The following is a 25,424-nucleotide window of genomic DNA, read 5'->3' as shown; positions in this document are numbered from 1 at the left end:
TTTTTCCCGGCCGCGAGCGCCGCATAGGGTATGCCCGACCTCCACCCGGCCGTGCGCGAGTTCCTCGACCAGCTCGACGCGATGGGCGGCCCCGATATTCACGACCTCCCGCCCGCGGACGCCCGCGGCCTCCTCGAACGCATGAACAGCGGCGCTGACGGCCCCAGCGTCGACTCCGTCACCGCCCGCCCGGCATCCGGACCCGACGACGACATCCCCGTCCGGGTCTACGACCCCGGAACCGGCGACGACGCGCCCGTCGTCGTGTTCTTCCACGGAGGCGGATTCGTTCTCGGGTCGCTCGACAGTCACGACCCGGCTTGCCGCGAACTCGCGAACGAGTCCGGCTGCGTCGTCGTGTCCGTCGACTATCGACTCGCGCCGGAACACCCGTTCCCCGCAGCGGTCGAGGACGCGTACGCCGCGACCCGCTGGGTGAACGAGCACGCGGGCGACCTCGGTGTCGACCCGGACCGGCTCGCCGTCGCCGGGGACAGCGCGGGTGGGAACCTCGCCGCCGCCGTCAGCCTCCTCGCGCGCGACCAAGCCGATAACGACGCGCCTGCGCCGTGGAGCGCTGCGGACACCGACCCGCCCGACATCGCGCGACAGGTGCTCGTCTATCCGACGGTGTCGCTGCTGCGCGCGTGGCCGAGCCACGAGGAGAACGGCGAGGGATACTTCCTCAGCCGCGACGACATGGCGTACTTCGAGGGGCACTACCTCGACAGCGACCTCCACGGCGTGAACCCCTACGCGGCCCCGCTGGAGGCCGCGGACCACGCGAACCTCCCGCCAGCGGCCGTTGTCACCTGCGGGTTCGACCCGCTGCGCGACGAAGGCCGGGCGTACGCTGACCGCCTCGAAACCGCGGGTGTCCCGGTCGAACGATACCACTACCCGGACCTGATTCACGGAATTCTCACGATGAACGCGGGTCTCGCGGACCTCCCGCCCGCCCACGGCGTGCTCGCGGATATCGCTGCGGACCTCGCCGAGAGCCTATAGGTCGTCGAGCAGGGAACGCGCCCGCTCCGCGTCCTCGTCGTCCCCGCTCCGAACGCAGTCCCCGACCGCGCGCGCCGCCGCGACGAGGCGTTCCGACGCATCGAGCGGTACGCCCCCGTCGAGCGCCTTCACGCGCTTCACGTGGTCGCCGAGCGCTTCGAGGAGCGCAGCCGCCTCGTCGGGCTCGTCGTCCTGGGTGTCGAGCCACGACCGGAGTTCACGGCGGTACTCGCCGACTGAGGTCGCGTACGCCAGTCCGCGCACGTCAGTGAGCGACGCCGGCACGTCCCGTTCGCCCGGCCGCTCGCCGTCCGCGGCGCCGCGGAGGAGCGTCAGGAAGTAGTACTCCTCGTCGTCGTCCACGGACAGCGCGCGCTCCAGCTCGGACGCCGCGTATCCGAGTTCGCGCGCCGCGAGGTACGTGTCGTCGAGGTCGCGGAGGTCGCCGCCGGAGACGAAGCCGCGCTCGCGAGCGTACGCGTTCGCGGCGCTCGCCGCTTCCGCTGCGGCCTCCGCCAGCGTTGCGTTCGCGGCGAGCGTCCGCGCGCTCCCGAGGTCGAACGCGGACGCCACGTCCGTGTGGTAGACGCGTTCGTCGTCCGTCCCGACGCTCCGCATGCTCCCGCAGTCGGGACACGTCACGCTCCCGGTCTCGTAGTACGACCAGCGCGTCCCGCAGTCCTTGCACTCGCGCTCCCCGCGAATCTCCATGCGCGTACTGGGGACTGCGCGCTCAAAGAAGGCGTGGTGTGCGTGCACGCGGCGGCAGCGATGGAACGGGCGTCCGCCGCGGGTTGCTCTCGCCCGTTCCCCTTTGTCAGGTCACGCGGTCTACTGGCCGCGTCTTCCTACATGAGTATCGGGGGCTCTCATCGTTCCGTGAGCGAATGCGAGCGGGCGGCGCACGGACGAGAGCGAAGTGATGGGAGTACGCCGCTTTCAGTCCAGGTTTTGCCAGCGAGCGAGTGAGTCGAGCGAGCGCAGTAAAACGTGGGTCTGCACGACCCCCTACACTTATCCGTGGTCGTGCGATACACTCACGTGATGTCTCAACACACGGTTTCCGTGTCCGAGGATAGAGTAAGCCGCCGTGAGGCGGCTGGTCGAGAAATTCTCGTCCAGTAGTCCTTCTCCCACCGCGACCGCGGACGGCGGAACGGTCCACGTCGAAGTCGACGGGCACGTCCACGGCCTCAGCCGCGAGCAGGCCGACGCGTTACGCGACGAACTCGAAAACGCGCTCACCGGCCGTGAGGAGTTCCTGAACACCGCCTGCGAGCGCCGACTCGACGGCTCGTTCGTCGTGGAGCGCCGGGGTGCCGATTCCGCGGGCCACCGGAAGGTGTTCGAGTCGTTCGACGAGGTCGCTCGGTTGTTCGACCGGCTCCCCGCGGAGTTCACGGCGGACGACCTTTCCGCGACCGGACTCACTGGCGGACGCCGCCACATGGTGCTGTGGTTCCTCGTTGAGCACCCCGAGTTCGCGTGTTCGCTGGCGAGCCGACAGCCGCTGACCGCGGCCAAGGACGAGGGGGGTGCGTAGGAGCGGGGACTTTTCCGGGAGCACTCCTTATCCGCGGGTATGCGTGACGAAGAGGAGATTCGCGAGCAGTACGAGTTTCTCGAGGAACAGCTTGAATCCGAGGAGATGAACCACAAAGGGGTGCGCGAAATGTTCACGTACTACAAACGTGCACTCGGGTGGGTGTTGGAGGAAGAATACATTTAGCGGCAGTCGCTCCGCTCGCCGATACCTTTATCTTCGTACGTCCGTTTGATTCGGGTGACGCTTCGCTTGGAGGGCCGAAGCGTCAGCGGGGACCAATTCAGGGCGGCAGCGACCCCGGGTTTTCCGGGGTCATGCCTTTCCCCTTCTGAACTACGCCACACAGCGTCGGCTACGTGTTTTCTTACCCGGCAAAATAGAGAGCGTGGCGTCTGGCTTACCAGAGGATTGCGGGCCAGACGAAGTAGAAGAGCGCGGTGATGAGCACCGTGAGGACGAGCGTCATCAGGATGTTCAGGACGACGCCCGCGCGCATCATGTGTTTCTGGCGGATGTAGCCGCTGCCGAAGACGATGGCGTTCGGCGGGGTGGCGACGGGGAGCGCGAACGCGAAGCTCGCGGCGACCGCGCCGGAGACGGCGAGGAAGACGGCTGCCGCTTCGGGGACGACGCCGAGCGTCCCGGCGAGCACGCTCCCGAGGCTGACGAGCACGGGAACGACGATGGTGGCGGTCGCGGTGTTCGAAGTCATCTCGGTGAGGAAGATGATGAGCAGGACGACCGCGAGCACGATGAGGACGACGGGGGCGTCGGTGAGGTTACCGAATATTCCGGTCGCAATCCAGCGCGTCGCGCCGGTCGCGGCGAACGCGTCGGCGAGCGCGATACCGCCGCCGAACAGGAGGATGGTCCCCCAGTCGATGTCTTCGAGGTCGTCCCATTCGACGGTGTCCGCGAGGACGAGCGCGGGGATGGCGTACAGGCCGACCATCACGTAGTAGAGGAGTCCCTGGTGGCCCTCGACGCCGAGCAGGGTTTCGCCCGACCCGCCGTAGAGCGTCGTCCAGAACGCGGGCGAGAGGTCGAGTCCGAGCACGGTTTCGAGCAGCCAGTGGAGCGGGCCGCTGAGGCCGCCGAGCACCCACAGGCCGGCGGTCGCGGCGAAGATGTAGGCGACGCGGCGGGCGCGCGGCCCGAGGTCGCCCTCCTCGTCGAGGTACTCGCGGGCCTGTTCGCGGGCGTCGCTCACGTCGTCGATTTCCGGTGGGAACAGGCGGAACGTGAGGACGTACCAGACGATGGGGAGCGTGATGACGACGATGGGGATGCCGATGATGAGCCACTCCGCGAAGCTGATACTGTAGCCGAGTTGCTGTTCGAGGACGGCGGCGACGACGGCGTTCGGCGGCGTGCCGATGAGGGTGCCGACGCCACCGACGGAGGCGGCGTACGCGGTGCCGAGCAGGGTCGAGATCTGGATGTTCGAGAAGGAGTCCGCGTCGTCGCTCTGCTCCTGGACTTCGTCGCGGCCGACGACCTGCGCGAGCACGCCGAGCGCGATGGGCGTCATCATCGCCGTGGTGGCGGTGTTCGACACCCACATCGAGAGGAGCGCGGTCGCGATCATTATCGCGCCGATGAGGCGGCGTGGTGTGGAGCCCATGCGCGCCATGATGTAGAGCGCGATGCGGCGGTCGATGTCGTACTTCTGGAGCGCGTTCGCGAGCATGAACCCCGCGATGAAGAGGAAGATGAGGTGGTCCGCGAACCCGGCGAGCGCCGTATCGATGCTGGGGTAGACGCCGAGTGCGGTGAGGAGAACAGGTATCGAGAGCGCGGTGACGGCGAGCGGTATCGCGCCGGTCACCCAGAGCACGGCGGCGAAGACGAGGGTGGCGAGCGCGTACTGTCCTTTCAGGGAGAGGCCGGCGAGGTCGGGGCCGAACGCGACCGCGACGGTGAGTATCACGGCGACGAGGAATGTGGCGAGTCGGCCGCGTGGACTCCGAATATCCATCTGTATCATTGATACAGCACCCTCTACCGAGTACTATCCGTAATGATTTTCGATAGGAGTCAGAAGTGCGCGACCAGCACGCGCACCTGCTCGTCGGTGAGTTCGTCCGCGTACAGTTCGAAGAGCAGTCGCCGCCGGTCCCCAGTCAGTCCGCGACTCCCCGACTCCAACATCGAGACGTGTGCCTGCAGAATGCCGTCCATCGCGCGCTCGACGCCGCGTTGCTCGTACCCCGCGGCCACCCGGAGCAGTCGCCACGCGCGCGGCGACACCGCCGAGAGGTCTACGTCGTCCATCCGTATCGAGCGTCGCACACGTCCGCTAAATTCCTGTCGCCCTGCGGCGTCCCGCCGTCAGGCGACTTCGAAGTCGCCGCCACCGCCCTCGTTCGCGCCATCCGTCCACTCCAGTTCGAGTTCCAGGCTGGTCTCCGCGCCCTCGCGTTCGACCTTCACCTCGAACTCGACGGTCTCCGGCGGATTCACCGTGAACTCCTCGCCGCCCGAGCGGAGCGTCACCGCGCCGTCGTCGAGTCGGTCCGCGACCGACCGCAGGTAGTCCGCGACCGCCGCGCGCGATTCGTCCGTCTCGCTCTCGAACAGGACTTCCTCCATACCGGGTGAACGCACCGGGAACGCATAACCGTGGTGACGACACGCTTACGCCGCGGAGACGCGTCCGCTCGCGTGATGGGTTCGCGCACGCGCACCGCGCTCGTCGGTCTCGTCGCCAGCCTCGCCGTCAGCGTCCTCGTATATCACTACACGGGCTGGTTCGTCTTCTTCGTCGCGCTCCCGTTCGTCCCGCTCCTGTTCCGCGGCGACGACCGGCCGCCGGTCCGCGAGTGCCCGCAGTGCGGGTTTTCGACCCGCGACCCCGAGTACGACTACTGTCCCCGCGACGGCGCCCGGCTCGTCGAGCACTGACTACTCGCCGGACTCCGTCCCCCCGGCGCTCGCAGCGGACTCCTCCTCGTCGTCTCGCTCGTCCGCCGATTCGCCCTCGCTGTCCGCCGATTCGCCCGCGGTCGGTTCTTCTGCGGGCGCCGGGTTCTCGTCCGCCGCGACGAGGCCGCCGATGGCGTCGGCTTCAATGGGTCGGCCGGCGATGAGTTCCGGGAGCACGAGCTTCACGAAGTGCACGATGAGCACGAGGAGCATCGGCCCGAGGAAGAGGCCGTACCAGCCCCAGAGGAGCGGGCCGAAGATGTACGCGAGCATCACCATTCCGAGGTGGAGGCCGCGTCCGGAGACGTACGGGCGGAGGACGAGGTCGGGGATGACGTCGACGATGAGGAAGGAGACGACGAAGAAGAGGAGGGGGAACCAGAGGAGGGCGGTGCTGGTGGAGACAGCAATCCCGGCGAGGTAGGCGAGCACGGGGACGTAGATGAGTTTGATGCCGACGACGGGAATGAGGCTGGCGACGCCGGTGAGAACGCCGAGCAGAACGGGGTAGGGGATGCCGAGGCCCGCGGGCGCGACGTAGTCGAGCGCGCTGTACGAGATACCGCCGATGATACCGGTGAAGACGGCGTTGAGGATGTTCCCGAAGAAGATGTTGGAGAAGTCGTGGTCGACGCGCGCGAAGTACGTCTCGACGACGCCCTCCGAGTCGGAGAACCGGCGGCGGAACCACTGGGAGAGGCGGTGGTCGTCCCGCAGGAGGTAGAACGCCATCGTAATCATGACGAACAGGTGGAGGGCGGCGGTCCCGATGAACCCGAGGTAGCCCGAGGCGTTCGAGACGAACACCCGGACGGCCTCGACGAAGTTCGGGTCGTCGAGCAGCGACTGCGGGTCCTGCACGATGCCGGAGATGTCGATGTAGGGCTGGAGGATGGCTTCCAGTTGCGTGAGCTGGATGTCGCGCGCGGCGAGGAACTTATCGAGCTCCTGGAGGCCGACCGCGAGCGTGTACACGAGCAGGAGGAGCGCGGGGAGCGCGAGCGCGAGCAGGCTGATGGCGGCGGCGAGGCTCGGCGGCCGGACGCGTTTCTTCAGCCGGCGGTAGACGGGGCGGGTGGCGTAGTAGAGGAAGACGCCGAAGACGAACGTCCCGAGGAAGCGGTAGACGACGAGCGCGAGCGCCAGCGTGAGGAAGGCGCCGACCGCCCACCAGCCAGCGCGCGCCCGGTCGTAGTCGAACTCCATACGGGTGAGTACCGCGGGGGTGACAAAAACGTTCCACCCTGCCGCATCGCTTATGTCCCCCCGTCGGTAAGTCGCGGGAGTGCCGCTCGGAGCCGAGAACCTCGTCGCGTCGCCGCCCCTCGACACCAGCGTCGCCCGTATCGTCCTCGCGGTCGCGCTCGGGCTGTTCTTGGGGTTGGAGCGCGAGTGGTCGCAGAAGGCTGCGGGAATCCGGACGTTCGCCCTCAGTAGCGTGCTCGGCGCTATCTTCACGCTCCACGACTCCGCGCGCTGCGCGGGCGACGGCGTCTGCGTCCCCCTGCTCGTCCCCGTCGGTGGACTGTTCGTGACGGTGCTCGCGGGTATTCTAATGTACAACGGGATGGAGTCCGACGAGGGCCTCCACCTGACGACGGCGGTGAGCCTCGTCGTCGCGTACGGCGTCGGCGTGCTCGCGGCGCTCGGTGAGACGCTGCCCGCGACCGTGGTCGCGGTGACGAGCAGTCTCCTCCTCGTGTTGAAACGGGAACTCCACGGGTTCGCGTGGGGGCTGAACCGCGAGGAGATGCGGTCGGTGACGGAGTTCGCCATCCTCTCCTTTGTCGTCTACCCGCTCCTCCCGGCCGGAACGGTCCCGGTCTCGCTGGGTCCCGCGACGGTCGACATCGAACCACGCGTCGTCTGGCTGATGGTCGTGTTCGTCGCGGGCATCGGCATCGCGAACTACGTCGTCGTGAAGACGTACGGCTCGAAGGGAATCGCCGTCACGGGCTTCTTCGGCGGACTGGCGTCCTCGACGGCCGTCGTCGGGACGATGCTCGACCACGTCGGGGAGCGCGCGGAGGCCGCGGCGTACGCCGTCGCGGGCGTGTTGCTCGCGAACGCGGCGATGGCGCTCCGGAACCTCCTCATCGTGCTCGTGTTCACGCTCGGCAGTCGGCCGCTCTGGCCGGTCGTCCCGCCGCTCGCGGTCGTCGTGGTCGGGAGTATTGCGGTCGCCGCGTTCACCGCGGACTGGAGCGAGAGCGTGCCGATGGAGCTCGACAGTCCCTTTTCGACGCGGAACGCGCTGTCGTTCGGCGCGATGTTCGCTATCGTGCTCGCTGCGGGCGGGCTCGCGGAGGCGGAGTTCGGCGCGGTCGGATTCTACGCGACCGCGGTCTTCTCGGGGTTGGTGTCGAGCGCGGGCGCGACCACGTCGGCGGTCGTCCTCTACCGCACCGGCGGTCTCGACTCGCACACGGCGGTGGTGGCGGTGTTCCTCGCGACCGCGTCCAGTATCGGCGTGAAGGTCGCGCTCGCGGCGACGAGCACGAACCGCGCGTTCGCCCGCCGGGTCGCCGGGTGGAGCGTCGTTCTCCTCGTCGCCGGCGGCGTCGTCGCGGCCGTCTCCGTGATGTAATACTTGCCGGGGGCGAAACGGACACCTTTTATCTCGCGGGCGTGCCTTCTCCCCACATGAACCGGGAGACAGCAGAGCCGAGTGTCACCGAGATGCCCGGCGAACGCGCGAAGCAGTGGGCTGACCACCACGGCCAGCACGCCGCCCCGAGCACGTACGTCTACGACTTCGTCTGGGACACAACCGAGTGGGCCGAAGGCCCCTTCTGCACCGACGTGGACGGGAACGTCCTCCTCGACTTCACGAGCCACGTCGCGTCCGCCCCGCTCGGGTACAACAACCCGAAAATCATGGACGCACTCGAGGGGTTCGGTCTCGTCGACCCCCTGAAAATCGCCGGCCAGGACTTCTACGTCTCGAACGGCGGCACGCTCGACGACCCCGAGATTCCGGGGCCGACCCAGCTACTGGACCGGCTCACCGAGGCGACGAGCCACTACGGCCTCGACACCGCCTTCCTCTCGAACTCGGGCGCGGAAGCCGTCGAGAACGCTATCAAGATCTGTTACGCCGACGGCGGACACCGCGCGATAACGACCGAGGGCGCGTTCCACGGCCGAACCCTGGGGGCGCTCAGCCTCAACCGCTCGAAGTCCGTGCAGCGCCGCGGCTACCCCGAGATTCCGGGCGTCGTCAGCGTCCCCTACTGCTCGTGCGAGGGCGAGTGCACCTGTGGCTGGAAGACCGACGGCCCCGGCGGGAACGTTCTCGCCGACCGCCTCCACCCGACCCGCGGCAACATCCCCGCCGAGGAGGTGTCCTTCCTCATCATCGAACCCCAGCAGGGCGAGGGCGGCTACCGCGTCCCCAGCGACGAGTTCGCCCGGGACATCGCCGACCTCACGGCCGAACACGGGTTCAAACTCATCTCCGACGAGATTCAGGCCGGCCTCGGCCGCACGGGCGAGATGTGGGGTATCGACCACCTGCCGTTCGACCCCGACGTCATCACGTCCGCGAAAGGCCTCCGCGTCGGGGCGACCGTCGCCAGCGAGGACCTGTTCCCGGAGGAGAAGGGACGGCTCTCCTCGACGTGGGGCGCGGGCGACATCCTCGCGTCCGCGCAGGGCGTCGCCACTCTCGACGCTATCGAGGAACACGACCTCGTCGAGAACGCGCGCGAGCGCGGCCGCCAGCTCACCGAACTCGTCTCGGACTACGACTCCGAGTACGTCGTCGACGTGCGCGGCCGCGGCCTGATGTTCGCCATCGAACTCGACACCAAAGACCGCCGCGAAGCCCTCGTGAAAGCCGCGCTGGAGCGCGGCCTCCTCACGCTCGGCTGCGGGTACAAGGCGCTCCGCCTCCTCCCGCCGCTCGACGTGACCGAACGCGAAATCGAACTCGGCACGAGCGTCCTCTTCGACGCGCTCGAAAGCCCGCGCGTGAAACAGGCGAGTCCGAGCCTCGAACACTCAGAGGACGCGGTGTAGCTCCGAAAAAGCTCGATACGTGGGTCGGTCGCGCGATTACGCGGCGGTGGAGAGGTAGGCGGTGATGTCCGTCGTGGATATCATGCCGATGACGCCGGCGGTGTCGTCGACGACGGGGATGTGGTGGATGCCGTGGTCGATGAGGGTTTCCGCGACGTCCACGATGGGTTCGTCCGCGGTGACGGTGACGAGGTCGGTGCTCATGTACTTCGAGACTGGGTCGTCGCGCGTGATGGTGCCGTCGGCGGTGATGGCGACGAAGTCGGTGGCGGTGAGGATGCCGACGAGTTCGTCCTCCTCGTTCACGATGACGACGGAACTGATGTCGTGGTCCCGCATCACGGACGCGGCTTCCTCGACGGGCGTATCGGGGGTGACGGTCTGAATCGGCGCGGACATCAGACGGCCGACGAAAATGTCTTCCATACCTGTCGGTTGTGCCACCACCCACAAAGGTGCTTTCGCTTAGTACTGGTAGCGCCGGCCGTCCTCCTCCGTCTGCGGGAACTCCCGACCGCCCGTCATCTCCTCGAAGCTCATCCCGGAGAGGTACTCGTCGTAGGTCGCATCGTACTCGCTGCGGAGGTGGAAGTCGAGTTTCCCCGACTGCACGAGCGTGTCGAAGAACTGGTGGACGGCGCGCTGCACGATATCGTCCACGTCCTCGGCGTCGAGCGCCGCGCTCAACATCGCCAACTCCGTGCGGGTCTCGCGGTCGAGGGAGACCGCGTGGTCGGTGAGCTCCGCGTTCTCTTCCTCGACGGCGTCCTGCAGGTCGTCCAGACTCATGACGCGACGTTCTCACGGGCGCGGAAAACGCCTTTCGCCTCCGCGCGGGCCGTCCGCCCGCGCGGCCGGCCCTGAACCACAACCGAGTTACCCGGCGCGGCCCACGGTTCGCGTGATGAGTGAGGCCGCGGACTGCCTGCCCGAGGACACGGACGCCGTCCGGAACGCTCTCGTCACCTGGTACGAGGACGACCACCGCGACTTCCCGTGGCGGAACACCGACGACGCCTACGAGATTCTCGTCTCTGAGGTGATGAGCCAGCAGACCCAGCTCGAACGCGTCCGCGAGGCCTTCGACGAGTTCCTCGCGAAGTGGCCGACCGTCCACGACCTCGCCGCCGCGAGCCGGGGGGACGTGGTGGCGTTCTGGACCGGGCACTCCCTCGGGTACAACAACCGCGCGCGCTACCTCCACGAGGCCGCCGAGCAGGTCGTCGACGACTACGACGGCGCGTTCCCGGAGTCGCCCGAGGAACTCCAGGAGCTGATGGGGGTCGGGCCGTACACCGCGAACGCGGTCGCCTCTTTCGCGTTCAACAACGGGAACGCCGTCGTGGACACGAACGTCAAGCGCGTCCTCTACCGCGCGTTCTCCGTGCCGGACGACGACGCGGCGTTCGAGGACGTGGCGGGATTCCTGATGCCCGCGGACGAGTCTCGCGTTTGGAACAACGCCGTCATGGAACTCGGCGGCGTGGCCTGTGAGAAAGTCCCGTCCTGCGACGAAGCCGGGTGTCCGTGGCGCGAGTGGTGTGACGCCTACGAGTCGGGGGACTTCACCGCGCCCGACGTGCCGACCCAGCCGAGTTTCGAGGGGAGCCGGCGACAGAAACGCGGACGCGTCATCGCCGCGCTCTCCGAGCACGACGCACTCGCGCTCTCCCAGCTGGGGCCGAAGGTCCGCGTGGACTACGGCGGTGACACCGGCGCGGAGTGGCTGCGCGGCCTGCTCGCCGACCTCGAAGACGACGGTCTCGTCGCGGTCGAAGAACGCGACGGCGAGACGGTCGCCCGCCTCCGGGAGTGAGTGGCGCGGGACGCGGAGAACGGAACCGTTTTTCTCCTCGCCCACCCCGGCTTCTCGCATGCACGCCATCACGAACAGCGGGTGGGTGGAGGTCATCACCGGCTGTATGTTCTCGGGGAAGACGGAAGAACTCCTCCGTCGGCTCCGGCGCGCCGAAATCGCGGGTCAGGAGGTCGCGGCGTTCACCCCGGCTATCGACGACCGGTACGGCGAGGAGTCGCTCGGGTCGCACGCGGGCAACGAGTGGACGGCCACGGTGGTCGAGAACGACCCCGAGGGCGTCCGTTCGATTCCCGGTATGCTGAACGGGGAGCAGGTCGTCGCCATCGACGAGGCGAACTTCTTCCCCGCGGAACTCCTCGACATCTGCGAGGACCTCGCGGCGGACGGCCGCCGGGTCGTGGTGTCCGGAACCGACCAGACGTTCCGCGGCGACCCCTTCCACCCGCTCCCCGCGCTGATGGCGACGGCGGAGTACGTGGAGAAACTCCAGGCCATCTGTACGGTGTGTGGGGAGCCGGCGACCCGGAACCAGCGCCTCATCGACGGCGACCCCGCGCACGCCGACGACCCGACCATCATGGTCGGCGCGGCGGAGTCCTACGAGGCGCGGTGTCGGAACTGCCACGAACTCCGCGAGGACTAAGGACGCGCCCGGCGAGCACTCGGTATGCTCGCACTCCAGCTGGACGACTTCATCGTGGAACTGAAGGACGGCGCGCTGAAGAACGTCGGCCCGTCGAACAAGTCGGGGTCGGCGAAACTGTTCGACACCGCGGCGGTCGAGGCGCGCGAGTTCGGGGACAAACGCGTGAAGGTCGTCGCCGAGGACGACGAGGGGAACGAGGTGCAGGTGGCGTTGTTCCCCGAGCAGGTGCGGGCGCTGGCGGACGACATCGCCGAACTGGAAGCGGAGAGTCGCGTTCTGGAATAGGCTTTCGACAATCGTTTAGGGGAGGGATTACTTCAACTCACTAAATGGGTACGTGTATTATCTGCGGCTCGTCTGTCGACGGTCGTATCTGTCAGACCCACGAAGAGGACGTCGTCTTCGAGTTCCGCGGCGACGACGCGAACCAGCTCATCCCCGGCCGGTACTACGTCGGTTCCGTGGACGGGTTCGCCGAGTTCGGCGTGTTCGTCGACCTCGCGCCGTCCGTCACGGGTCTCCTGCACCGCAGCGAGATTCCCGGCCGCATCGAGTCCCTCGACTGGGAGGACGGCCAGACCGTGTACGTTCAGGTGGACGAGGTCCACGGGAACGGTAACGTCGACCTCTCGTGGTCGATTCGGCAGAGCGAACGCGACTTCCGCGGGAAGCTCATCCAGGACCCCGACGCGGAGACGACCGCCGAACTCCCCGACGACGAGGACGCCGCGCCCGCCGGCGCGGTCGAACAGGTCGAAACCGAACAGGAATCCGAGTCAGAGCCGGAACCCGACTCCGAGAGCGAACCCGAGCCGGAGCCCGAAGCGGAAGCAGCGTCCGAGCCCGAAGCGGAGCCGGAACCAGTCGAGGAGTCGGCGGAAGCCGAGTCCGAGAGCGAGGAGTCGGCCGAACCGGTGCACGTGTCGGCTGGCGAGCTGGAGGAGTTCGTCGGCGAGCTCGTCGCGCTGGAGGGCGAACTCACGTCGACTCGGCAGACGAGCGGTCCGACAGTGTTCGAGCTGACGGACGAGACGGGAGTCATCGAGTGCGCGGCGTTCGTGGAAGCAGGCGTTCGTGCGTACCCCGAAATCGAGACGGGTGACGTGGTTCGGCTGGTCGGCGAGGTCGAGCGACACCACGGGGAACTCCAGGTCGAGACGGAGGAATTGGACGAACTCACGGGGGACGCTCGGGAGACGGTGCTCGCGCGGCTGAACGACGCGCTGGACGAGCGCGCGCGGCCGGACGACACGAGCCTTCTCGTCGAGGACGACGATATCGGGGTCGTGCAGGACGGCCTCGTGACCGCCGCGACCGCGGTTCGTCGCGCCGTCGCGGAGGGCCGCCCGGTCATCGTGCGGCACACGGCGGACGTGGACGGCTACGTCGCCGGGGCCGCCATCGAGCGCGCCGTCCTCCCGCTCGTGCGGGAGGAGCACGCGGTCAGCAACGCCGAGTACCACTACATCGACCGTCGGCCGCTCGACGGCGACTTCTACGGCATGGAGGCCGCGACGAACGACGTGACCTCGATGCTCGAAGCCGAGCAGCGCCACGACGAGAAACACCCGCTGTTCGTGCTCGTCGGCACCGGGAGCACCCGGGAGTCCCTCGACGGCCTCGGCCTGCTCGACGCGTACGACGCGCGGAGCGTCGCAATCGACGGCGGGTACGCGGACGGCGAGGCCGCGGACGCCGCGACCGTGCTCGCCAGCCCGACTCAGGAGGGCGGTGACGCGGTCCGGACGGGCGTGCTCGGCGCGCACCTCGCGGCGCTCGTGAACGCCGACGCCCGCGACGACATCGCCCACCTCCCCGCCGCCGCGTTCTGGGAGGACACCCCGGACGTGTACGCGGACGCCGCGCGCGACGCCGGCTACGACGCCGGTGAGCTCGCGGACATCCGTGACGCCATCGCGCTCGAAGCGTTCTACCAGTCCTACGAGGACAAGCGCGAACTCATCGCGGACCTCCTCTGGGAGGAGAACGACTCGCTCGCCGCGCACGTCGCCGGCCAGTTCCGCTCGAAACTCGACACGGAACTGGAGACCGCGCGCCGCCACCTCTCCGCGCGCGGTGAGGACGGCGTGACGTTCGACGTGCTCGACGTGGGCGCGTTCACCCACAAGTACGACTTCCCGCCCGAGGACCTCCTGCTCGACGCGCTCTTCCGCGACCGGAAGGACGAGGTCGACGTGCTCGTCGGCGCGAACGAGGACGAGATTCGCCTCCGCAGCACCGAGCACGTCGACACCCGTGCGGTCGGCGAGGCGGTCGCCGAGGAACTCCCCGATGCGGGCGTGACGCCGCGCGGCGCTGACGACGGCCACATCGAGTTCCTCCGCGGCGAACGCGACGCCGTCATCGACGCCGTCGTGGACGCCGTCGCCGCGCAGCTCGACTAACGACATCCTTTTCCTCGCGTGTCCGCTTTCGTTTTCTAATGAGTTCAGGGTCGGAGAGCGCGTTCGAGGCCGCTTGCGACGAGCTCGTCGACCGACTCCTCGCGGGCGAGGTCGCGCAGGAGGACATCGAGCAGGCGAAGATGGACGTCTGCGGCGAGTACTCCGCGCCGAAAGTGCCGACGCACTCCGAACTGCTCGACTACGCGCCCCAGAGTCGCCGCGAGGAGCTGGAGGACCTCCTGCAGCGAAAGCCCGTGCGCACTGCGTCGGGCGTGACGCCGGTCGCGGTGATGACCAGTCCGCACATGTGTCCGCACGGGAAGTGCCTCTACTGTCCCGGCGGCCCGGCGTCCGAGTTCGATTCCTCGCAGTCGTACACGGGACACGAGCCCGCGGCCGCCCGCGGCGAGCAGAACGACTACGACCCCTACGGGCAGGTGATGCTTCGCCTGCACCAGCTCCGCGAAATCGGGCATCCCGTCGACAAGGTGGAGCTCATCATCATGGGTGGAACGATGACCGCGCGCAGTCACGACTACCAGGAGTGGTTCGTGAAGCGCGCGCTCGAAGCGCTCAACGACTTCGACCCCGGGCAGGAACCCGCGCCCGCGGAGGGCGTGTCGTTCGCGCAGGACCCCGAGGAGTACGACTTCTCGTACCTGGAGGACGTGAAGACGGCGAACGAGTTCGGGAACATCCGGAACATCGGGACGACGTTCGAGACGAAGCCGGACTGGTGTGACCCCGAGCAGATAGACCGGATGCTCGATTTGGGCGGGACGAAGGTCGAGGTCGGGGTGCAGACGACGTACGAGCGCATCAACCGCGAGATGCACCGCGGACACGGGATGCAGGCGTCGATGGACGCGAACCGCCGGCTCCGGAACGCGGCGTTCAAGGTCGGGTTCCACATGATGCCGGGGCAGCCCGGGATGACGGAGGAGATGATTCTGGAGGACTTCCGGCGGCTGTTCGAGGAGCCCGAGTGGCGGCCGGACTACCTCAAAATCTATCCGACGCTCGTCGTGCGCGGCACCCGCATCTACGACCAGTGGCGCCGCGACGAGTTCGACCCCCTCGGGAACGAGCAGGCCGCCGAGCTGGTCGCGCGCGTCATGAAGGACATCCCGCGGTACGTCCGATTGCAGCGCGTGCAGCGCGACATCCCCGCGGACTTCATCGACGCGGGCGTCTGGAAGTCGAACCTCCGCCAGCTCGCCTGGCAGAAGCTGGACGAGCACGGCTGGACGTGTAACTGCATTCGCTGTCGCGAGGTCGGGATGAACGACGAGGACCCCGAGAACATCGAACTCGACGTGCTGACCTACGAGGCCGGCGGCGGCACGGAGCACTTCATCAGCTTCGAGGACTTCGAGAAGGACCTCCTCGTCGGGTTCGCCCGCCTGCGCTTCCCGAACACTCCGGTGCGGCGAGAACTCGACAACGCCGCGTTGCTCCGCGAACTCCACGTCTACGGCGGCGAGACGGGCATCGGCGAGGAGAGCCGGGACGACCAGCACCAGCACCGGGGCTACGGCCGCCGCCTCATGGAACGCGCCGAGGACATGGCCGCCGACGCCGGCTACGACAAACTCTCCGTCATCTCGGGCATCGGCGCGCGCCAGTACTACAAGCAGAAACTCGGGTACGTACAGGACGGCCCGTACGTGAGTAAGAGCCTCTGAGGTCTCGAAGCGCTATCCAAACCCCTCAATTATACAATCTGTGGGTGTCCTGGTCCGTCGGTAAGCCGTCTTTGTCGAACTCCTATCGGTCGGTATTCTCGTCTTCGATAGCGATAGGGCTCGACGGGGGGTTTTCATCGTCGAAGTACGACCGTAGCGCGAGTTTCGTGCCAAGATACGACGACGCGACTAGCAGTGCAAATACGATAGGGCCCCAAAAAAGGATAACCTCAATGAGTGCCATACTTTAGTATATGAATCATCTGAGAATAATCTTTTTACTCTGACCGTATTCGATACTGGACAGTCAGAGTGGTCTGGCGATGTTGCAAGTGCGGCTGGCGGTCTCGTACCGGATCAGCGATTCTTCGCCGGTCAGACTTAGCGCCCCTGTAGAGTTATCCCGGTCGCGTGCGTGGTCTCGGTATGGATATTCGTGGTGAGCCGCGGGTGCCGTACGTCGAGTCGCGCGAGGAACTCCCGGAGTCGCAGCGCGAGTACTACGACCGAATCACGGCGAGCCGAGACGAGATAATTGGACCGTTCGGCGTGCTTCTCCACAGTCCGGTGTTGGCGGGCCGCGTGGCGGATTTGGGGACGTATCTCCGCTTCGAGAGCGCTCTCCCCGAGGGATTGCGGGAGTTGGCTATCGTGGTCTCCGGGCGTGAGTTCGACGCGGCGTTCGAGTGGGCGGTGCACGCGCCGCTCGCGCGCGAAGCGGGCGTGACCGAGGCCGCGCTGGACGCCGTACTGGACGATACGCCGGTGGACGCCCTCCCGGCGGCCGAGGGACTGGTGATTCGATACGGCCGCGAACTCTGGCGCGACCACGCGGTGTCGGACGAAACGTACCAGGCTGCAGAAAACGCGTTCGGCGTGCAGGGCGTCGTCGACCTCACCGCACTGCTGGGATACTACGGGCTGGTCGCGTGCGTGCTGAACGCGTTCCAGGTGTTGCCGGCGGCGGAGACGCCGTTATCTGTATATTAATAGTGTAAAAGAACATCTGGTTATAGTAGTATAGTATATATTTATAATTCCAATTTATAAATATAGGATATCTAACAAAATCTTCTTCCTATACCATCTATATTGTGTTGTGTATGAAGATAAATAATGTCGGACGAAGGAATTTCCTTATAGCTACAGCTTCTGGAATAGGCCTATCCGGGGTTTCAACTATATCCGGCGCACGCAGTAAAGACGCTTCAGAAAATCTAGAGCGTATAATAGAAACGTCCTTTAAAATACTCAAAACCAGCGGGCCGCAGGCCCAAAAACAATTCCTTATAAATAATGGGGTAGTCAGCACTTATAAAAAAAAAGTCTCATCAGTTTTTGGAAATAAATTTGGGCAGTATCAATCAAAGAGAATGGAAAATTCAACAAATAGTTCAAAAAGCTCCGTAACACTACAATCAGCACCGCCCGAATACTGTGTTGAGCCTAATACGTGCGACTATGAGCCAGATCTCGAGGCGTCTCTTTCCATCGTTAGTGACCCGGTGGTTTCAGATCGGTACTATGTTTCCCTTTCCTCACGATACCGGTATCGATATCGAGCACCAATCGGTCATCGAGGTGCGACGATGACATTTGGACCTGAGAGTCCTCAAGATGGCTGTGGACTTGCATGGGATCCGGATAGTTGGTCACTACCTACCTCCAGACCAGGTGATAATATTGACACCACTTCGAATGTAGTCTGGGACAACGGTAGTGAAAGTGGTGGGGACGGCATTGGATTTAGAATTGATAGCGAACAGGCTTGCTTAGATAGTGGTATAACAGATAACTCCCCGAACGATGGGGTTGATCAGACAGAGTGGACTGATTGGTCCTATGGGATGGTTGAACTCACAACGGATGCGGGACATCAAGTCGGAGATAAAATATGGGGTAAGTATATTTACACCTGGAATGACAGCTCACTCTCCTTCGGGATTAATGCGGGAGTAGGACTGAATGGTCCAAATATTGGGTTGGCCATTACTGGTTCGAGTAGCGTAAAGACAGAAGACGTTGGAACGAATCCAGATGGATACGAGTTGGTAGTGACAGAGCCATAGCCACCGGATCCCCTCAACTATGACACAAAACGAGGCCGACATGATTTCCCGTCGATCTCTCTTGGGTTCGGCTTGCGCTGGCGGCATAGCGGCTGTCTCGGGGTGTGTTCAGTTCCTTGAGGGCGACGATTCGTCCGACGAGGACTCAGCGGAGGTCGTTGTAATTAACGAGACTGACCGACCGCAGGCGTTCCGCGTTCGTCTCATTGTGCGGTCTGGTGCGACGGTTCTCGATCACGAGTACCGACTCGACGCGGGGATGGTTGACTCGACGCAGACGATCCCGCGACAGCCTCTAGTCGAAGACATCCGTGTACCGGACGCATCGTTCGAGATTACGCGGGACTTCGATGAGTTCCGCGTCGGCTGTATCGATGCGAACGTTCAGCTTCGCCTCACGACAGAGGGGTTGTTCGCGACGACGCAGTGTTCCGCGTGGGTGAACGGTCGATAGAACGTTCAGGAGGTTTGAGCTGGTTTTGTTCGTGCAGGACGCCGCGTTCGCGGACTACTTCTGGATGTCTACGAGTCCGCCGGCGGTCGCGCCGGGCGCGACGTCGTGCGGGGCGGTGAGGGGGCTGACGCTGATTTCGTCGTCCACGACGGCGCGGCGGTCCGTGCCCTCGGGGTCGGGGACATCGCGCTCGAACAGTTCGTTCCAGAACTTGTCGTTGACGTTCACGCCCTGTTCGGTGAACTCGGCTTCGAGTTCGTACTCCTGGGTGGGGCGGGTGACGCGGTAGACGTTGTTCTCGGTCTGTCCCGTGGCGGGGGCGTTGACGGTGAGGTAGTCCGCGGTCGGGAGGAAGTCGTCCTCGACGAACCCGGGGAGGAGGTCGTGGACGGCGTCGGCGGCGGTCTCGAACGTCGGGTACGTGGGTTCGTAGCGGTCGCCGGGCGTGTACTCCCAGTCGTACATGGAGACGGCGATGGCGGGGTAGTTGAGGAACGAGGCTTCCATCGCGGCGCCGATGGTGCCCGAGCGCGCGAGGATGTGCGCGCCGATGTTCGGGCCGTCGTTACAGCCGGACACCACGATGTCCGGGTCCACGTCGAGTGCGGCGACGCCGATGGCGACGCAGTCCGCGGGCGTGCCCTTCACGGCGTAGCCGTGGTGGCGTTCGTCGTACTCGACTTCGCCCCAGCTCCGGGTCTGGCCGGTGCCGGACTGGTTCTCCTCGGGCGCGACGACGGTCACGTCGTGCGTCTCGGAGAGGCGGTCGTAGACGGCTTCGAGGCCCGGGGCGTCGATACCGTCGTCGTTCGTGAGCAGGACGGAGAGACTGCCAGTCATTGGGAGGGGGTAGCGAGCGACCCCGGTAAGGGGTTGCGGTTACGCCGCGAGCGCCACGTCGAGGTAGAGCATGAGGACGACGCCAAGCATCGTGCCGAGCGTCGCGATTCGCTCGTGGCCGCGCGCGTGGGTCTCGGGGACGATTTCGTCCGAGATGACGAACAGCATTCCGCCGGCGGCGAACCCCATCGCGTACGGGAGGATGCCGGTGGAGAGCTGGATGGCGTACGCGCCGAGCACGGCGATGGGGATTTCGACGACGCCCGCGCGGATGCCGGTGAGCGCGGCGTACGTCGAGCGGTCGAACCCGGCGTTGATGGCGGCGACGGAGACGGCGAGGCCTTCGGGGATGTTCTGGAGGCCGATGGCGAGCATCAGCGCGAGCGCTTCCCCGATGTTCCCGGAGCCGAACCCGACGCCGACGGCGAGGCCCTCGGGCATGTTGTGGATGGTGATGGCGACGATGAACAGGACGACGGACGCGTACCGGGCGTTCTGCGTGGCCTGATCGGCGCGCTTGCGGCCGGTGATGAGGACGTGGACGTGCGGGACCCAGCGGTCGGCCTGGTCGAGCACGAGCACGCCGAGGAGGATGCCGGCGATGACCTGGAGCGCGCCCGTGCTCCCGCCGCCGGCGGCCTCGATGCCGGGGAGGATGAGGCTGGTGAAGCTCGCGGACAACATCACGCCCGCGGCGAACCCGAGGAGGGCGTCGAGCGAGCGCTCCGATGGGTCGCGCCACACCAGGACGAGCGACGCGCCGACGAGGTTCATTCCGGCGATGACGAGACCGCCGACGAGCGCCTGCATCACCGGGTCGGTTCCGGCGATGTCGAGGAAGGCGTCTTCGAGCACTATCTCGCCCTCCGGTCGTGAGTCATCGAGTGGGTCGTGGGCGCCCGGTCAGTTAAGCGTTCACGCCGCCGGGTCGTTACGTCTTTCCTGCCGCCCCCGCTAGACTGGGTATGAGCGAGAAACGCGAGATGACGAGCGTCGACCTCGTCGCCCTCACCGCGGAACTCAACACGTACGCGGGGGCGAAAGTCGACAAGGCCTACCTCTACGGGGACGACCTCGTCCGACTGAAGATGCGGGACTTCGACCGCGGGCGCGTCGAACTCCTCGTTGAGGTGGGGGACACGAAGCGCGCGCACGTCTCGGCGCCCGAGCACGTTCCGGACGCGCCGGGGCGGCCGCCGGACTTCGCGAAGATGCTGCGAAACCGCCTCTCGGGAGCTGACTTCCACGGCGTTCGCCAGCACGGCTTCGACCGCATTCTGGAGTTCGAGTTCCGCCGGGAGGACGCGGACACGAAAATCGTCGCGGAGCTGTTCGGGGACGGGAACGTCGCCGTTCTGGACGAGAACGACGAGGTCGTGGACTCCCTCGAAACCGTGCGGCTGTCGTCGCGGACGGTCGCGCCCGGCGCGCAGTACGGCTTCCCGTCGCAGCGCGTGAACCCCTTGGACCTCGACTACGAGGCGTTCGCGGCGCAGATGCGGGACTCCGACACCGACCTCGTGCGCACCGTCGCCACCCAGCTCAACTTCGGCGGGCTCTACGGCGAGGAACTCTGCACTCGCGCGGGCGTCGAGAAGACCATGGACATCGCGGACGCCGGGGAGGACGAGTATCGCGCGCTCTACGACGCGATGGAGCGCCTGTTCGACCCGATACAATCCGGCGACCTCGACCCCCGCGTGTACTACGACGAGGAGGAGGGCCCGGAGTCGCAAAGCGACTCCGAACGGGCGAGTGCGGAGCGAAGCGATGCGCGCGTGGACGTGACGCCGGTCCCGCTGGAGGAGTACGCGGGCCGGGAGTCGGAGGCGTTCGACTCCTTTAACGCGGCGCTCGACGACTACTTCACGAACCTCGGCGGCACCGAGGAAGAGGAGGGCGGCGCGGGCGCGTCGAAGCCCGATTTCGAGTCGGAAATAGAGAAGCAGGAGCGAATCATCGCCCAGCAGGAGTCCGCAATCGAGGACTTCGAGCGGGAGGCCGAGCGGGAGCGCGAGAAGGCCGAGTTGCTCTACGGGAACTACGACCTCGTGGACGACATCCTCTCGACGGTGCGGGACGCGCGCGCGGCCGGGCACTCCTGGGACGACATCGAGGAGCGGTTCGCGGCGGGTGAGGAGCGCGGCATCGAGGCCGCGGAGCACGTTCAGGGCGTGAACGAACAGCAGGGAAGCGTTCGCGTGCGACTGGACGGTCACACTATCAGTCTCGACCCCGAGTCGGGCGTTGAGAAGAACGCGGACGACCTCTACACGGAGGCAAAGCGCATCCAGGAGAAGAAGGAGGGCGCGCTGGAGGCCATCGAGAACACGCGCGAGGAGCTCGAAGCCGTTCGCGAGCGCAAGGAGAACTGGGAGGCCCCCGAGGAACCGGAGGAACCGGAGGAGGTCGATTGGCTCTCCCGGAGTTCGATTCCCGTCCGGAAGCCCGAGACGTGGTACGACCGCTTCCGGTGGTTCCGCACGAGCGACGGCTTCCTCGTGCTCGGCGGGCGGAACGCCGACCAGAACGAGGAACTCGTCTCTAAGTACATGGACGGCTACGACCGCTTCTTCCACACGCAGGCCCACGGCGGCCCCGTCACGGTATTGAAGACGACGGAGCCGAGCGAGCCGTCGAAGGACCTCGACGTGCCCGAGCAGAGCCTGGAGGAGGCGGCGCGGTTCGCGGTGACGTACTCCTCTGTCTGGAAGGACGGCCGGGGCGCGGGCGACGCCTACATGGTGATGCCGGACCAGGTGTCGAAGACCGCGGAATCCGGCGAGTACCTCTCGAAGGGCGGGTTCGCGATTCGCGGCGACCGCACGTACTTCCAGGATATCGCGGTCGGGTGCGTGGTCGGCATCCAGTGCGAGGGCGAGACGCGCGTCATCGGCGGGCCGCCGTCCGCCATCGAACCGCGCGCGGAGACGACGGTGGAACTCGAACCCGGCGAGTTCGCGCAGGGCGACGCCGCCAAACGCATCTACCGGGAGTTCCGCGAGCGGTTCGCGGACACGTCGTTCGTGCGGAAGGTCGCGAGCCCGGACGAGATTCAGAAGTTCATGCCGCCGGGCGGGAGTCGCCTCGTCGAGTAGATGGTGTCCGTGTCGCCGGTGCCGGAGGCGCGGCGTCGCCGCGAGTACTGGGCGTGGGCGGCGGTCGCGCTCTACGTCCTGCTCACGGTCGACCTGCTGACGACGATGGCTGCCGCCGAGGTCGCGGGCGTCGGCGCGGAGGCGAACCCCTACATGCGGTGGGCGCTCGCGCAGGGCGTGTGGACGCTCGTCGCGCTGAACCTCGCCGCGCTCGTCGTCCTCGCCGGCCTGTTCTGGGCGGTCATCGCGCTCACCACGCGCACCGGCGACCCCTACCGGGACGTGGTCGCGCTCGCGTACGAGGTCTGGGTGGGGCTGCTCATCGCCGCCGGCCTGCTGGTCGCGGCGAACAACCTCCTCGTCGTCGCCGTCGGCGTCGACCTGTTCATATAACAGGACACTTACCCCGAGAACTGGTAGTTCGAGGTATGCAAGTGAAGGAGTGGACGTCGGTCGAGGGTGGCCGCGAGCGGGTCACGCTCGTCCCGGAGTCCCTCGACGACCTCTGGCATCTCACGTACGTCGTCGAACCGGGCGACCTCGTCGGCGGCGACACCCATCGCCGCATCCAGCGCGCGGAGGACGACATGCGGGATACGGGCGGGGAGCGCGAACACATGCACGTCACGCTCGACGTGGAGGGCGTGGAGTTCCACAAGTTCTCGAACCGCCTCCGCATCTCGGGCGTCATCGAGCGGTGTAGCCGCGAGGACCAGCTGGGTCTCCACCACACCATCAACGTCGAGGAGTACGACGAACTCACGATAGAGAAACACTGGAAGCCCGACCAGCGCGAGCGCGTGGAGGAGGCGAGCGAGGCAACCGACCAGCCTGACGTGGCTATCGCGACCGTCGAGGAGGGCGAGGCGCACATCCACACGGTCGCGCAGTACGGCGTCGAGGAGCGCGGGACGTTCACGGGGACGACGGGGAAGGGCGAGTACGCCCGCGGCCGCGAGGAGCTGTTCGGGGAGGTCGCGGCCGCCCTGAATCGGATGGAGACGGACGCCATTATCCTCGCCGGCCCGGGATTCACGAAGCAGGACCTCCTGGATTTCGTCGCGGAGAACTACCCCGACCTCCCCGAGAAAATCACGACCGTGGACACGAGTTCCGTGGGTGGCCGCGGCGTCCACGAGGTCCTGAAGCGCGGCGCGGTCGAGGACGTGCAGGCCGAGACCCGCATCGCGGAGGAATCAGAGTTGATCGACGAACTCACCGAGCAGATAGCGACGGAGGGGAAGGCCGCGTACGGCATCGAGGAGGTGGAGAAGGCCGTCGAGTTCGGCGCGGTCGAACACCTGCTCGTGCTCGACGACCGCCTCCGCCGCGAGCGCGCCGGCGAGGGCGACTGGGACGTCGACATCAACGACCTCATTCAGTCCGTCGAGCGACAGGGCGGGAGCGTCACCGTGTTCAGCCACGAGTACGCGCCCGGCGACCAGCTCAAGAACCTCGGCGGCATCGCCGCCGTCCTGCGCTACCGCCTCGACTAACAGTCGAGTCCGCTTCGACCCCCCAGACTTTTTGTGCAATCGAGAATATATTCTTGATATGTCGCTTCGCGACCCGAACTCCGTCTTCGCGGTCGTCGTCCTCCCGGTAGTCTGCGCGGCGCTCGGGTTCGCGGCGTTCGGCCCGCTCGGCCTGCTGGTCGGCCTTACGCTCCCGCTCCTCCTCGTCGCGAACCTCCCTGATGCGGACGAGCGCGTCGCGGAACTCGAAGCGCGCGTCGAAGAACTCGAAGACTAGAACTCGACCGTCTCGCCCTCCCGCGCGAGTTCCACGTCGCCGCCGTAGTGCTCGCGAATCGAGTCGAGCAGCTCCTCTTCTTTGCCGTCGGTGTGCGGGTAGCGGTGGGTGAGGTAGACGGTGCCGTAGTCGTTGCCGGCGAGCGCGCGGCCGAGCGCGCTCGGCGTCGGGTGGTTCGACACGTCGACCTCGTCGGGGAACGAGCAGTCGTGCACGAACACTTCGGCGCCGTCCGCGAACGCGGCGAGGTCGTCGAAGGCCTCCGAGTCCCCGCTGTACGCGACGTCGCCGATACGATAGGCGAAGCACTGCATCGAGTGTCTGGTCTCCATCGAGTCCACGTCGAACCCGGCGACGGAGAACTCGCCCCCGATGTCGCGGAGCGTGAGGTCGACCCTGCCCCGGAGGTAGTCGTGCACTTCCAGTAAGCCCTCCACGAGGTCGGTGGTTCCGGGCGGCCCCGCGACGGTGAGGGATTCCTCGCCCGCGAGCCAGCGGGCTTTCAGGAGCGGGAGGAGGTCGCTCACGTGGTCGGTGTGATGGTGGGTCAGGAGGACGGTGTCGACGCCCTCGTAGCCCGCGGGAGTTGCGGCGAGGCGGTGGAGCACGCCGCTCCCGCAGTCCAGCAGCAGTCGTTGTTCGTCGTTTTCGAGGAGGATGCCGGACTGGACGCGCTTGCCGGTCGGCATCGCGCTCCCGGTTCCGAGAAACGTGACGCGCATACCCCGACTCGTGCGGGGAGGGAGAAAAGCGTCTAGAAGTCGCTCGCGAACTCGACGTGGCTGTACGTCAGGAGGTAGCCGTACGCGAGCGCCGCGACGCCCGCGACGGCCGCACACATCGCCACCTGGTCGGTGTTCAGGCAGTCGAGCACGACGAACCCGAGCCAGACGGGCACTGCGTTGATGAACCCGCCGGCGAGCACGCCGCCCTCCGGGAGGAACGCGAGCGAGTAGTGGTACGCGAGCGGGTAGAGAAGGCCGAGCACGAGGAGGTAGATGGAGAACGCGGCGAGCGCTCCCGTGATGCCCGCGATGTTCACGAACGGGTCCGCTTCGTACCCGATAGCCGGTGCCACTCCGTAGAGAACCAGGAAGTGCGCGATGACGCCGATGAGCCCGCCGAACACCGCGCTGGCTTCGCCTCGCATACCCGTG

General features: G+C 66.4%; 29 protein-coding genes. 18 read left to right on the top strand and 11 right to left on the bottom strand.

All coding sequences use genetic code 11. The annotated features are described in order from the left end of the window. The first annotated feature begins 30 nt into the window (after positions 1 to 30). The gene (locus U3A55_RS07480) at positions 31 to 1,008 is read left to right on the top strand and encodes an alpha/beta hydrolase (RefSeq protein ID WP_330990862.1); all 978 of its coding nucleotides are present in this window, start codon (positions 31 to 33) and stop codon (positions 1,006 to 1,008) included. Here U3A55_RS07480 and U3A55_RS07475 read toward each other — a convergent pair. Beyond that, positions 1,003 to 1,719: a DUF7117 family protein gene (locus U3A55_RS07475; RefSeq protein ID WP_330990861.1), complete on the bottom strand. Its 717-nt coding sequence runs from the start codon at positions 1,717 to 1,719 to the stop codon at positions 1,003 to 1,005. The two genes, U3A55_RS07480 and U3A55_RS07475, sit on opposite strands and share 6 nt — an antisense overlap. 379 nt (positions 1,720 to 2,098) lie before the next feature. Between U3A55_RS07475 and U3A55_RS07470 the strand changes: the two genes are divergently transcribed. Beyond that, a complete protein-coding gene (locus U3A55_RS07470) occupies positions 2,099 to 2,551 on the top strand; it encodes a DUF7528 family protein (RefSeq protein WP_330990860.1) in 453 nt (150 codons plus the stop codon). A gap of 39 nt (positions 2,552 to 2,590) precedes the next feature. Beyond that, positions 2,591 to 2,737: a hypothetical protein gene (locus U3A55_RS07465; protein WP_330990859.1), complete on the top strand. Its 147-nt coding sequence runs from the start codon at positions 2,591 to 2,593 to the stop codon at positions 2,735 to 2,737. A 214-nt stretch (positions 2,738 to 2,951) separates the two neighbouring features. Here the strand turns inward: U3A55_RS07465 and U3A55_RS07460 are convergent, their stop codons facing one another. From U3A55_RS07460 to U3A55_RS07450, 3 genes are read right to left on the bottom strand one after another with little or no spacing between them, the layout of a single operon-like run. Continuing rightward, positions 2,952 to 4,541, bottom strand: coding sequence for an SLC13 family permease (locus U3A55_RS07460; protein WP_330990858.1), 1,590 nt, complete (start codon positions 4,539 to 4,541; stop codon positions 2,952 to 2,954). Between the two features lie 50 nt (positions 4,542 to 4,591). Further along, entirely contained in the window at positions 4,592 to 4,828 is a 237-nt protein-coding gene (locus U3A55_RS07455; protein ID WP_330990857.1) for a hypothetical protein, read from the bottom strand. A 57-nt stretch (positions 4,829 to 4,885) separates the two neighbouring features. Continuing rightward, positions 4,886 to 5,146, bottom strand: a complete 261-nt coding sequence (locus U3A55_RS07450) for an amphi-Trp domain-containing protein (protein WP_330990856.1) — start codon at positions 5,144 to 5,146, stop codon at positions 4,886 to 4,888. Between the two features lie 75 nt (positions 5,147 to 5,221). Here U3A55_RS07450 and U3A55_RS07445 point away from each other — a divergent pair, with 75 nt between their 5' ends. Continuing rightward, positions 5,222 to 5,458, top strand: a complete 237-nt coding sequence (locus tag U3A55_RS07445) for a hypothetical protein (RefSeq protein ID WP_330990855.1) — start codon at positions 5,222 to 5,224, stop codon at positions 5,456 to 5,458. Here U3A55_RS07445 and U3A55_RS07440 read toward each other — a convergent pair whose 3' ends face one another. Continuing rightward, entirely contained in the window at positions 5,459 to 6,685 is a 1,227-nt protein-coding gene (locus U3A55_RS07440; RefSeq protein WP_330990854.1) for an AI-2E family transporter, read from the bottom strand. Positions 6,686 to 6,764: 79 nt separating this feature from the next. Here U3A55_RS07440 and U3A55_RS07435 point away from each other — a divergent pair, with 79 nt between their 5' ends. Both U3A55_RS07435 and U3A55_RS07430 read left to right on the top strand, forming a co-directional pair. Continuing rightward, on the top strand, positions 6,765 to 8,066 hold the full coding sequence (locus U3A55_RS07435) for an MgtC/SapB family protein (RefSeq protein ID WP_330990853.1): 1,302 nt from the start codon (positions 6,765 to 6,767) through the stop codon (positions 8,064 to 8,066). Positions 8,067 to 8,122: 56 nt separating this feature from the next. Beyond that, entirely contained in the window at positions 8,123 to 9,499 is a 1,377-nt protein-coding gene (locus U3A55_RS07430) for a class-III pyridoxal-phosphate-dependent aminotransferase (protein WP_330990852.1), read from the top strand. Positions 9,500 to 9,535: 36 nt separating this feature from the next. Here U3A55_RS07430 and U3A55_RS07425 read toward each other — a convergent pair whose 3' ends face one another. Together U3A55_RS07425 and U3A55_RS07420 are read right to left on the bottom strand one after the other, a co-directional pair. After that, entirely contained in the window at positions 9,536 to 9,925 is a 390-nt protein-coding gene (locus U3A55_RS07425) for a CBS domain-containing protein (protein ID WP_330990851.1), read from the bottom strand. Positions 9,926 to 9,964: 39 nt separating this feature from the next. After that, positions 9,965 to 10,288: a hypothetical protein gene (locus U3A55_RS07420; protein ID WP_330990850.1), complete on the bottom strand. Its 324-nt coding sequence runs from the start codon at positions 10,286 to 10,288 to the stop codon at positions 9,965 to 9,967. 115 nt (positions 10,289 to 10,403) lie between these two features. Between U3A55_RS07420 and U3A55_RS07415 the strand changes: the two genes are divergently transcribed. From U3A55_RS07415 to U3A55_RS07380, 8 genes are all read left to right on the top strand, one after another. Beyond that, complete coding sequence (locus tag U3A55_RS07415) at positions 10,404 to 11,315, top strand: A/G-specific adenine glycosylase (RefSeq protein WP_330990849.1); 912 nt, start codon at positions 10,404 to 10,406, stop codon at positions 11,313 to 11,315. A 58-nt stretch (positions 11,316 to 11,373) separates the two neighbouring features. Beyond that, positions 11,374 to 11,961 (top strand): thymidine kinase, encoded by a 588-nt coding sequence (locus tag U3A55_RS07410; RefSeq protein WP_330990848.1) that lies wholly within the window; start codon positions 11,374 to 11,376, stop codon positions 11,959 to 11,961. 24 nt (positions 11,962 to 11,985) lie between these two features. Next, positions 11,986 to 12,249, top strand: a complete 264-nt coding sequence (locus tag U3A55_RS07405) for a hypothetical protein (RefSeq protein WP_330990847.1) — start codon at positions 11,986 to 11,988, stop codon at positions 12,247 to 12,249. Between the two features lie 44 nt (positions 12,250 to 12,293). Continuing rightward, positions 12,294 to 14,369 carry an OB-fold nucleic acid binding domain-containing protein gene (locus tag U3A55_RS07400; protein WP_330990846.1) on the top strand — a complete coding sequence of 692 codons (2,076 nt, stop codon included), beginning with the start codon at positions 12,294 to 12,296 and terminating at the stop codon, positions 14,367 to 14,369. A 38-nt stretch (positions 14,370 to 14,407) separates the two neighbouring features. Next, positions 14,408 to 16,054 (top strand): tRNA uridine(34) 5-carboxymethylaminomethyl modification radical SAM/GNAT enzyme Elp3, encoded by a 1,647-nt coding sequence (locus tag U3A55_RS07395; protein ID WP_330990845.1) that lies wholly within the window; start codon positions 14,408 to 14,410, stop codon positions 16,052 to 16,054. Between the two features lie 426 nt (positions 16,055 to 16,480). Next, the gene (locus U3A55_RS07390; protein ID WP_330990844.1) at positions 16,481 to 17,044 is read left to right on the top strand and encodes a carboxymuconolactone decarboxylase family protein; all 564 of its coding nucleotides are present in this window, start codon (positions 16,481 to 16,483) and stop codon (positions 17,042 to 17,044) included. A 113-nt stretch (positions 17,045 to 17,157) separates the two neighbouring features. After that, complete coding sequence (locus tag U3A55_RS07385; RefSeq protein WP_330990843.1) at positions 17,158 to 18,123, top strand: hypothetical protein; 966 nt, start codon at positions 17,158 to 17,160, stop codon at positions 18,121 to 18,123. A gap of 19 nt (positions 18,124 to 18,142) precedes the next feature. Continuing rightward, complete coding sequence (locus U3A55_RS07380) at positions 18,143 to 18,577, top strand: hypothetical protein (protein ID WP_330990842.1); 435 nt, start codon at positions 18,143 to 18,145, stop codon at positions 18,575 to 18,577. Between the two features lie 54 nt (positions 18,578 to 18,631). Here U3A55_RS07380 and surE read toward each other — a convergent pair whose 3' ends face one another. Further along, a complete protein-coding gene (surE, locus tag U3A55_RS07375; protein ID WP_330990841.1) occupies positions 18,632 to 19,417 on the bottom strand; it encodes a 5'/3'-nucleotidase SurE in 786 nt (261 codons plus the stop codon). Positions 19,418 to 19,456: 39 nt separating this feature from the next. Further along, positions 19,457 to 20,227 (bottom strand): ZIP family metal transporter, encoded by a 771-nt coding sequence (locus U3A55_RS07370; RefSeq protein ID WP_442978289.1) that lies wholly within the window; start codon positions 20,225 to 20,227, stop codon positions 19,457 to 19,459. A 155-nt stretch (positions 20,228 to 20,382) separates the two neighbouring features. Here U3A55_RS07370 and rqcH point away from each other — a divergent pair, with 155 nt between their 5' ends. The 4 genes from rqcH to U3A55_RS07350 are packed head-to-tail and all read left to right on the top strand — an operon-like array spanning position 20,383 to position 24,267. After that, positions 20,383 to 22,515, top strand: a complete 2,133-nt coding sequence (gene rqcH, locus U3A55_RS07365) for a ribosome rescue protein RqcH (RefSeq protein WP_330990839.1) — start codon at positions 20,383 to 20,385, stop codon at positions 22,513 to 22,515. Continuing rightward, complete coding sequence (locus tag U3A55_RS07360) at positions 22,516 to 22,908, top strand: hypothetical protein (protein WP_330990838.1); 393 nt, start codon at positions 22,516 to 22,518, stop codon at positions 22,906 to 22,908. Positions 22,909 to 22,943: 35 nt separating this feature from the next. Further along, entirely contained in the window at positions 22,944 to 24,011 is a 1,068-nt protein-coding gene (locus U3A55_RS07355; RefSeq protein WP_330990837.1) for an mRNA surveillance protein pelota, read from the top strand. A 58-nt stretch (positions 24,012 to 24,069) separates the two neighbouring features. Next, complete coding sequence (locus tag U3A55_RS07350; RefSeq protein ID WP_330990836.1) at positions 24,070 to 24,267, top strand: hypothetical protein; 198 nt, start codon at positions 24,070 to 24,072, stop codon at positions 24,265 to 24,267. Here the strand turns inward: U3A55_RS07350 and U3A55_RS07345 are convergent. Together U3A55_RS07345 and U3A55_RS07340 are read right to left on the bottom strand one after the other, a co-directional pair. Next, complete coding sequence (locus tag U3A55_RS07345; protein WP_330990835.1) at positions 24,264 to 24,989, bottom strand: MBL fold metallo-hydrolase; 726 nt, start codon at positions 24,987 to 24,989, stop codon at positions 24,264 to 24,266. The genes U3A55_RS07350 and U3A55_RS07345 overlap by 4 nt on opposite strands. Positions 24,990 to 25,021: 32 nt before the next feature. Further along, positions 25,022 to 25,417, bottom strand: a complete 396-nt coding sequence (locus U3A55_RS07340; protein WP_330990834.1) for a DUF6789 family protein — start codon at positions 25,415 to 25,417, stop codon at positions 25,022 to 25,024. Between the last annotated feature and the right edge of the window lie 7 nt (positions 25,418 to 25,424).

Origin of the sequence: Salarchaeum sp. III (assembly GCF_036418315.1) — an archaeon.
Lineage (GTDB): Archaea > Halobacteriota > Halobacteria > Halobacteriales > Halobacteriaceae > Salarchaeum.
This window is presented reverse-complemented; position numbering and strand designations above follow the sequence as displayed.

Coding starts and splice junctions, on each gene's coding strand:
- U3A55_RS07480 (WP_330990862.1), top strand. CDS start 31: ATGCCCGACCTCCACCCGGCCGTGCGCGAGTTCCTCGACCAGCTCGAC.
- U3A55_RS07475 (WP_330990861.1), bottom strand. CDS start 1,719: ATGGAGATTCGCGGGGAGCGCGAGTGCAAGGACTGCGGGACGCGCTGG.
- U3A55_RS07465 (WP_330990859.1), top strand. CDS start 2,591: ATGCGTGACGAAGAGGAGATTCGCGAGCAGTACGAGTTTCTCGAGGAA.
- U3A55_RS07460 (WP_330990858.1), bottom strand. CDS start 4,541: ATGATACAGATGGATATTCGGAGTCCACGCGGCCGACTCGCCACATTC.
- U3A55_RS07455 (WP_330990857.1), bottom strand. CDS start 4,828: ATGGACGACGTAGACCTCTCGGCGGTGTCGCCGCGCGCGTGGCGACTG.
- U3A55_RS07450 (WP_330990856.1), bottom strand. CDS start 5,146: ATGGAGGAAGTCCTGTTCGAGAGCGAGACGGACGAATCGCGCGCGGCG.
- U3A55_RS07445 (WP_330990855.1), top strand. CDS start 5,222: ATGGGTTCGCGCACGCGCACCGCGCTCGTCGGTCTCGTCGCCAGCCTC.
- U3A55_RS07440 (WP_330990854.1), bottom strand. CDS start 6,685: ATGGAGTTCGACTACGACCGGGCGCGCGCTGGCTGGTGGGCGGTCGGC.
- U3A55_RS07430 (WP_330990852.1), top strand. CDS start 8,123: ATGAACCGGGAGACAGCAGAGCCGAGTGTCACCGAGATGCCCGGCGAA.
- U3A55_RS07425 (WP_330990851.1), bottom strand. CDS start 9,925: ATGGAAGACATTTTCGTCGGCCGTCTGATGTCCGCGCCGATTCAGACC.
- U3A55_RS07420 (WP_330990850.1), bottom strand. CDS start 10,288: ATGAGTCTGGACGACCTGCAGGACGCCGTCGAGGAAGAGAACGCGGAG.
- U3A55_RS07415 (WP_330990849.1), top strand. CDS start 10,404: ATGAGTGAGGCCGCGGACTGCCTGCCCGAGGACACGGACGCCGTCCGG.
- U3A55_RS07410 (WP_330990848.1), top strand. CDS start 11,374: ATGCACGCCATCACGAACAGCGGGTGGGTGGAGGTCATCACCGGCTGT.
- U3A55_RS07405 (WP_330990847.1), top strand. CDS start 11,986: ATGCTCGCACTCCAGCTGGACGACTTCATCGTGGAACTGAAGGACGGC.
- U3A55_RS07400 (WP_330990846.1), top strand. CDS start 12,294: ATGGGTACGTGTATTATCTGCGGCTCGTCTGTCGACGGTCGTATCTGT.
- U3A55_RS07395 (WP_330990845.1), top strand. CDS start 14,408: ATGAGTTCAGGGTCGGAGAGCGCGTTCGAGGCCGCTTGCGACGAGCTC.
- U3A55_RS07390 (WP_330990844.1), top strand. CDS start 16,481: ATGGATATTCGTGGTGAGCCGCGGGTGCCGTACGTCGAGTCGCGCGAG.
- U3A55_RS07385 (WP_330990843.1), top strand. CDS start 17,158: ATGAAGATAAATAATGTCGGACGAAGGAATTTCCTTATAGCTACAGCT.
- U3A55_RS07380 (WP_330990842.1), top strand. CDS start 18,143: ATGACACAAAACGAGGCCGACATGATTTCCCGTCGATCTCTCTTGGGT.
- surE (WP_330990841.1), bottom strand. CDS start 19,417: ATGACTGGCAGTCTCTCCGTCCTGCTCACGAACGACGACGGTATCGAC.
- U3A55_RS07370 (WP_442978289.1), bottom strand. CDS start 20,227: ATGCAGGCGCTCGTCGGCGGTCTCGTCATCGCCGGAATGAACCTCGTC.
- rqcH (WP_330990839.1), top strand. CDS start 20,383: ATGAGCGAGAAACGCGAGATGACGAGCGTCGACCTCGTCGCCCTCACC.
- U3A55_RS07360 (WP_330990838.1), top strand. CDS start 22,516: ATGGTGTCCGTGTCGCCGGTGCCGGAGGCGCGGCGTCGCCGCGAGTAC.
- U3A55_RS07355 (WP_330990837.1), top strand. CDS start 22,944: ATGCAAGTGAAGGAGTGGACGTCGGTCGAGGGTGGCCGCGAGCGGGTC.
- U3A55_RS07350 (WP_330990836.1), top strand. CDS start 24,070: ATGTCGCTTCGCGACCCGAACTCCGTCTTCGCGGTCGTCGTCCTCCCG.
- U3A55_RS07345 (WP_330990835.1), bottom strand. CDS start 24,989: ATGCGCGTCACGTTTCTCGGAACCGGGAGCGCGATGCCGACCGGCAAG.
- U3A55_RS07340 (WP_330990834.1), bottom strand. CDS start 25,417: ATGCGAGGCGAAGCCAGCGCGGTGTTCGGCGGGCTCATCGGCGTCATC.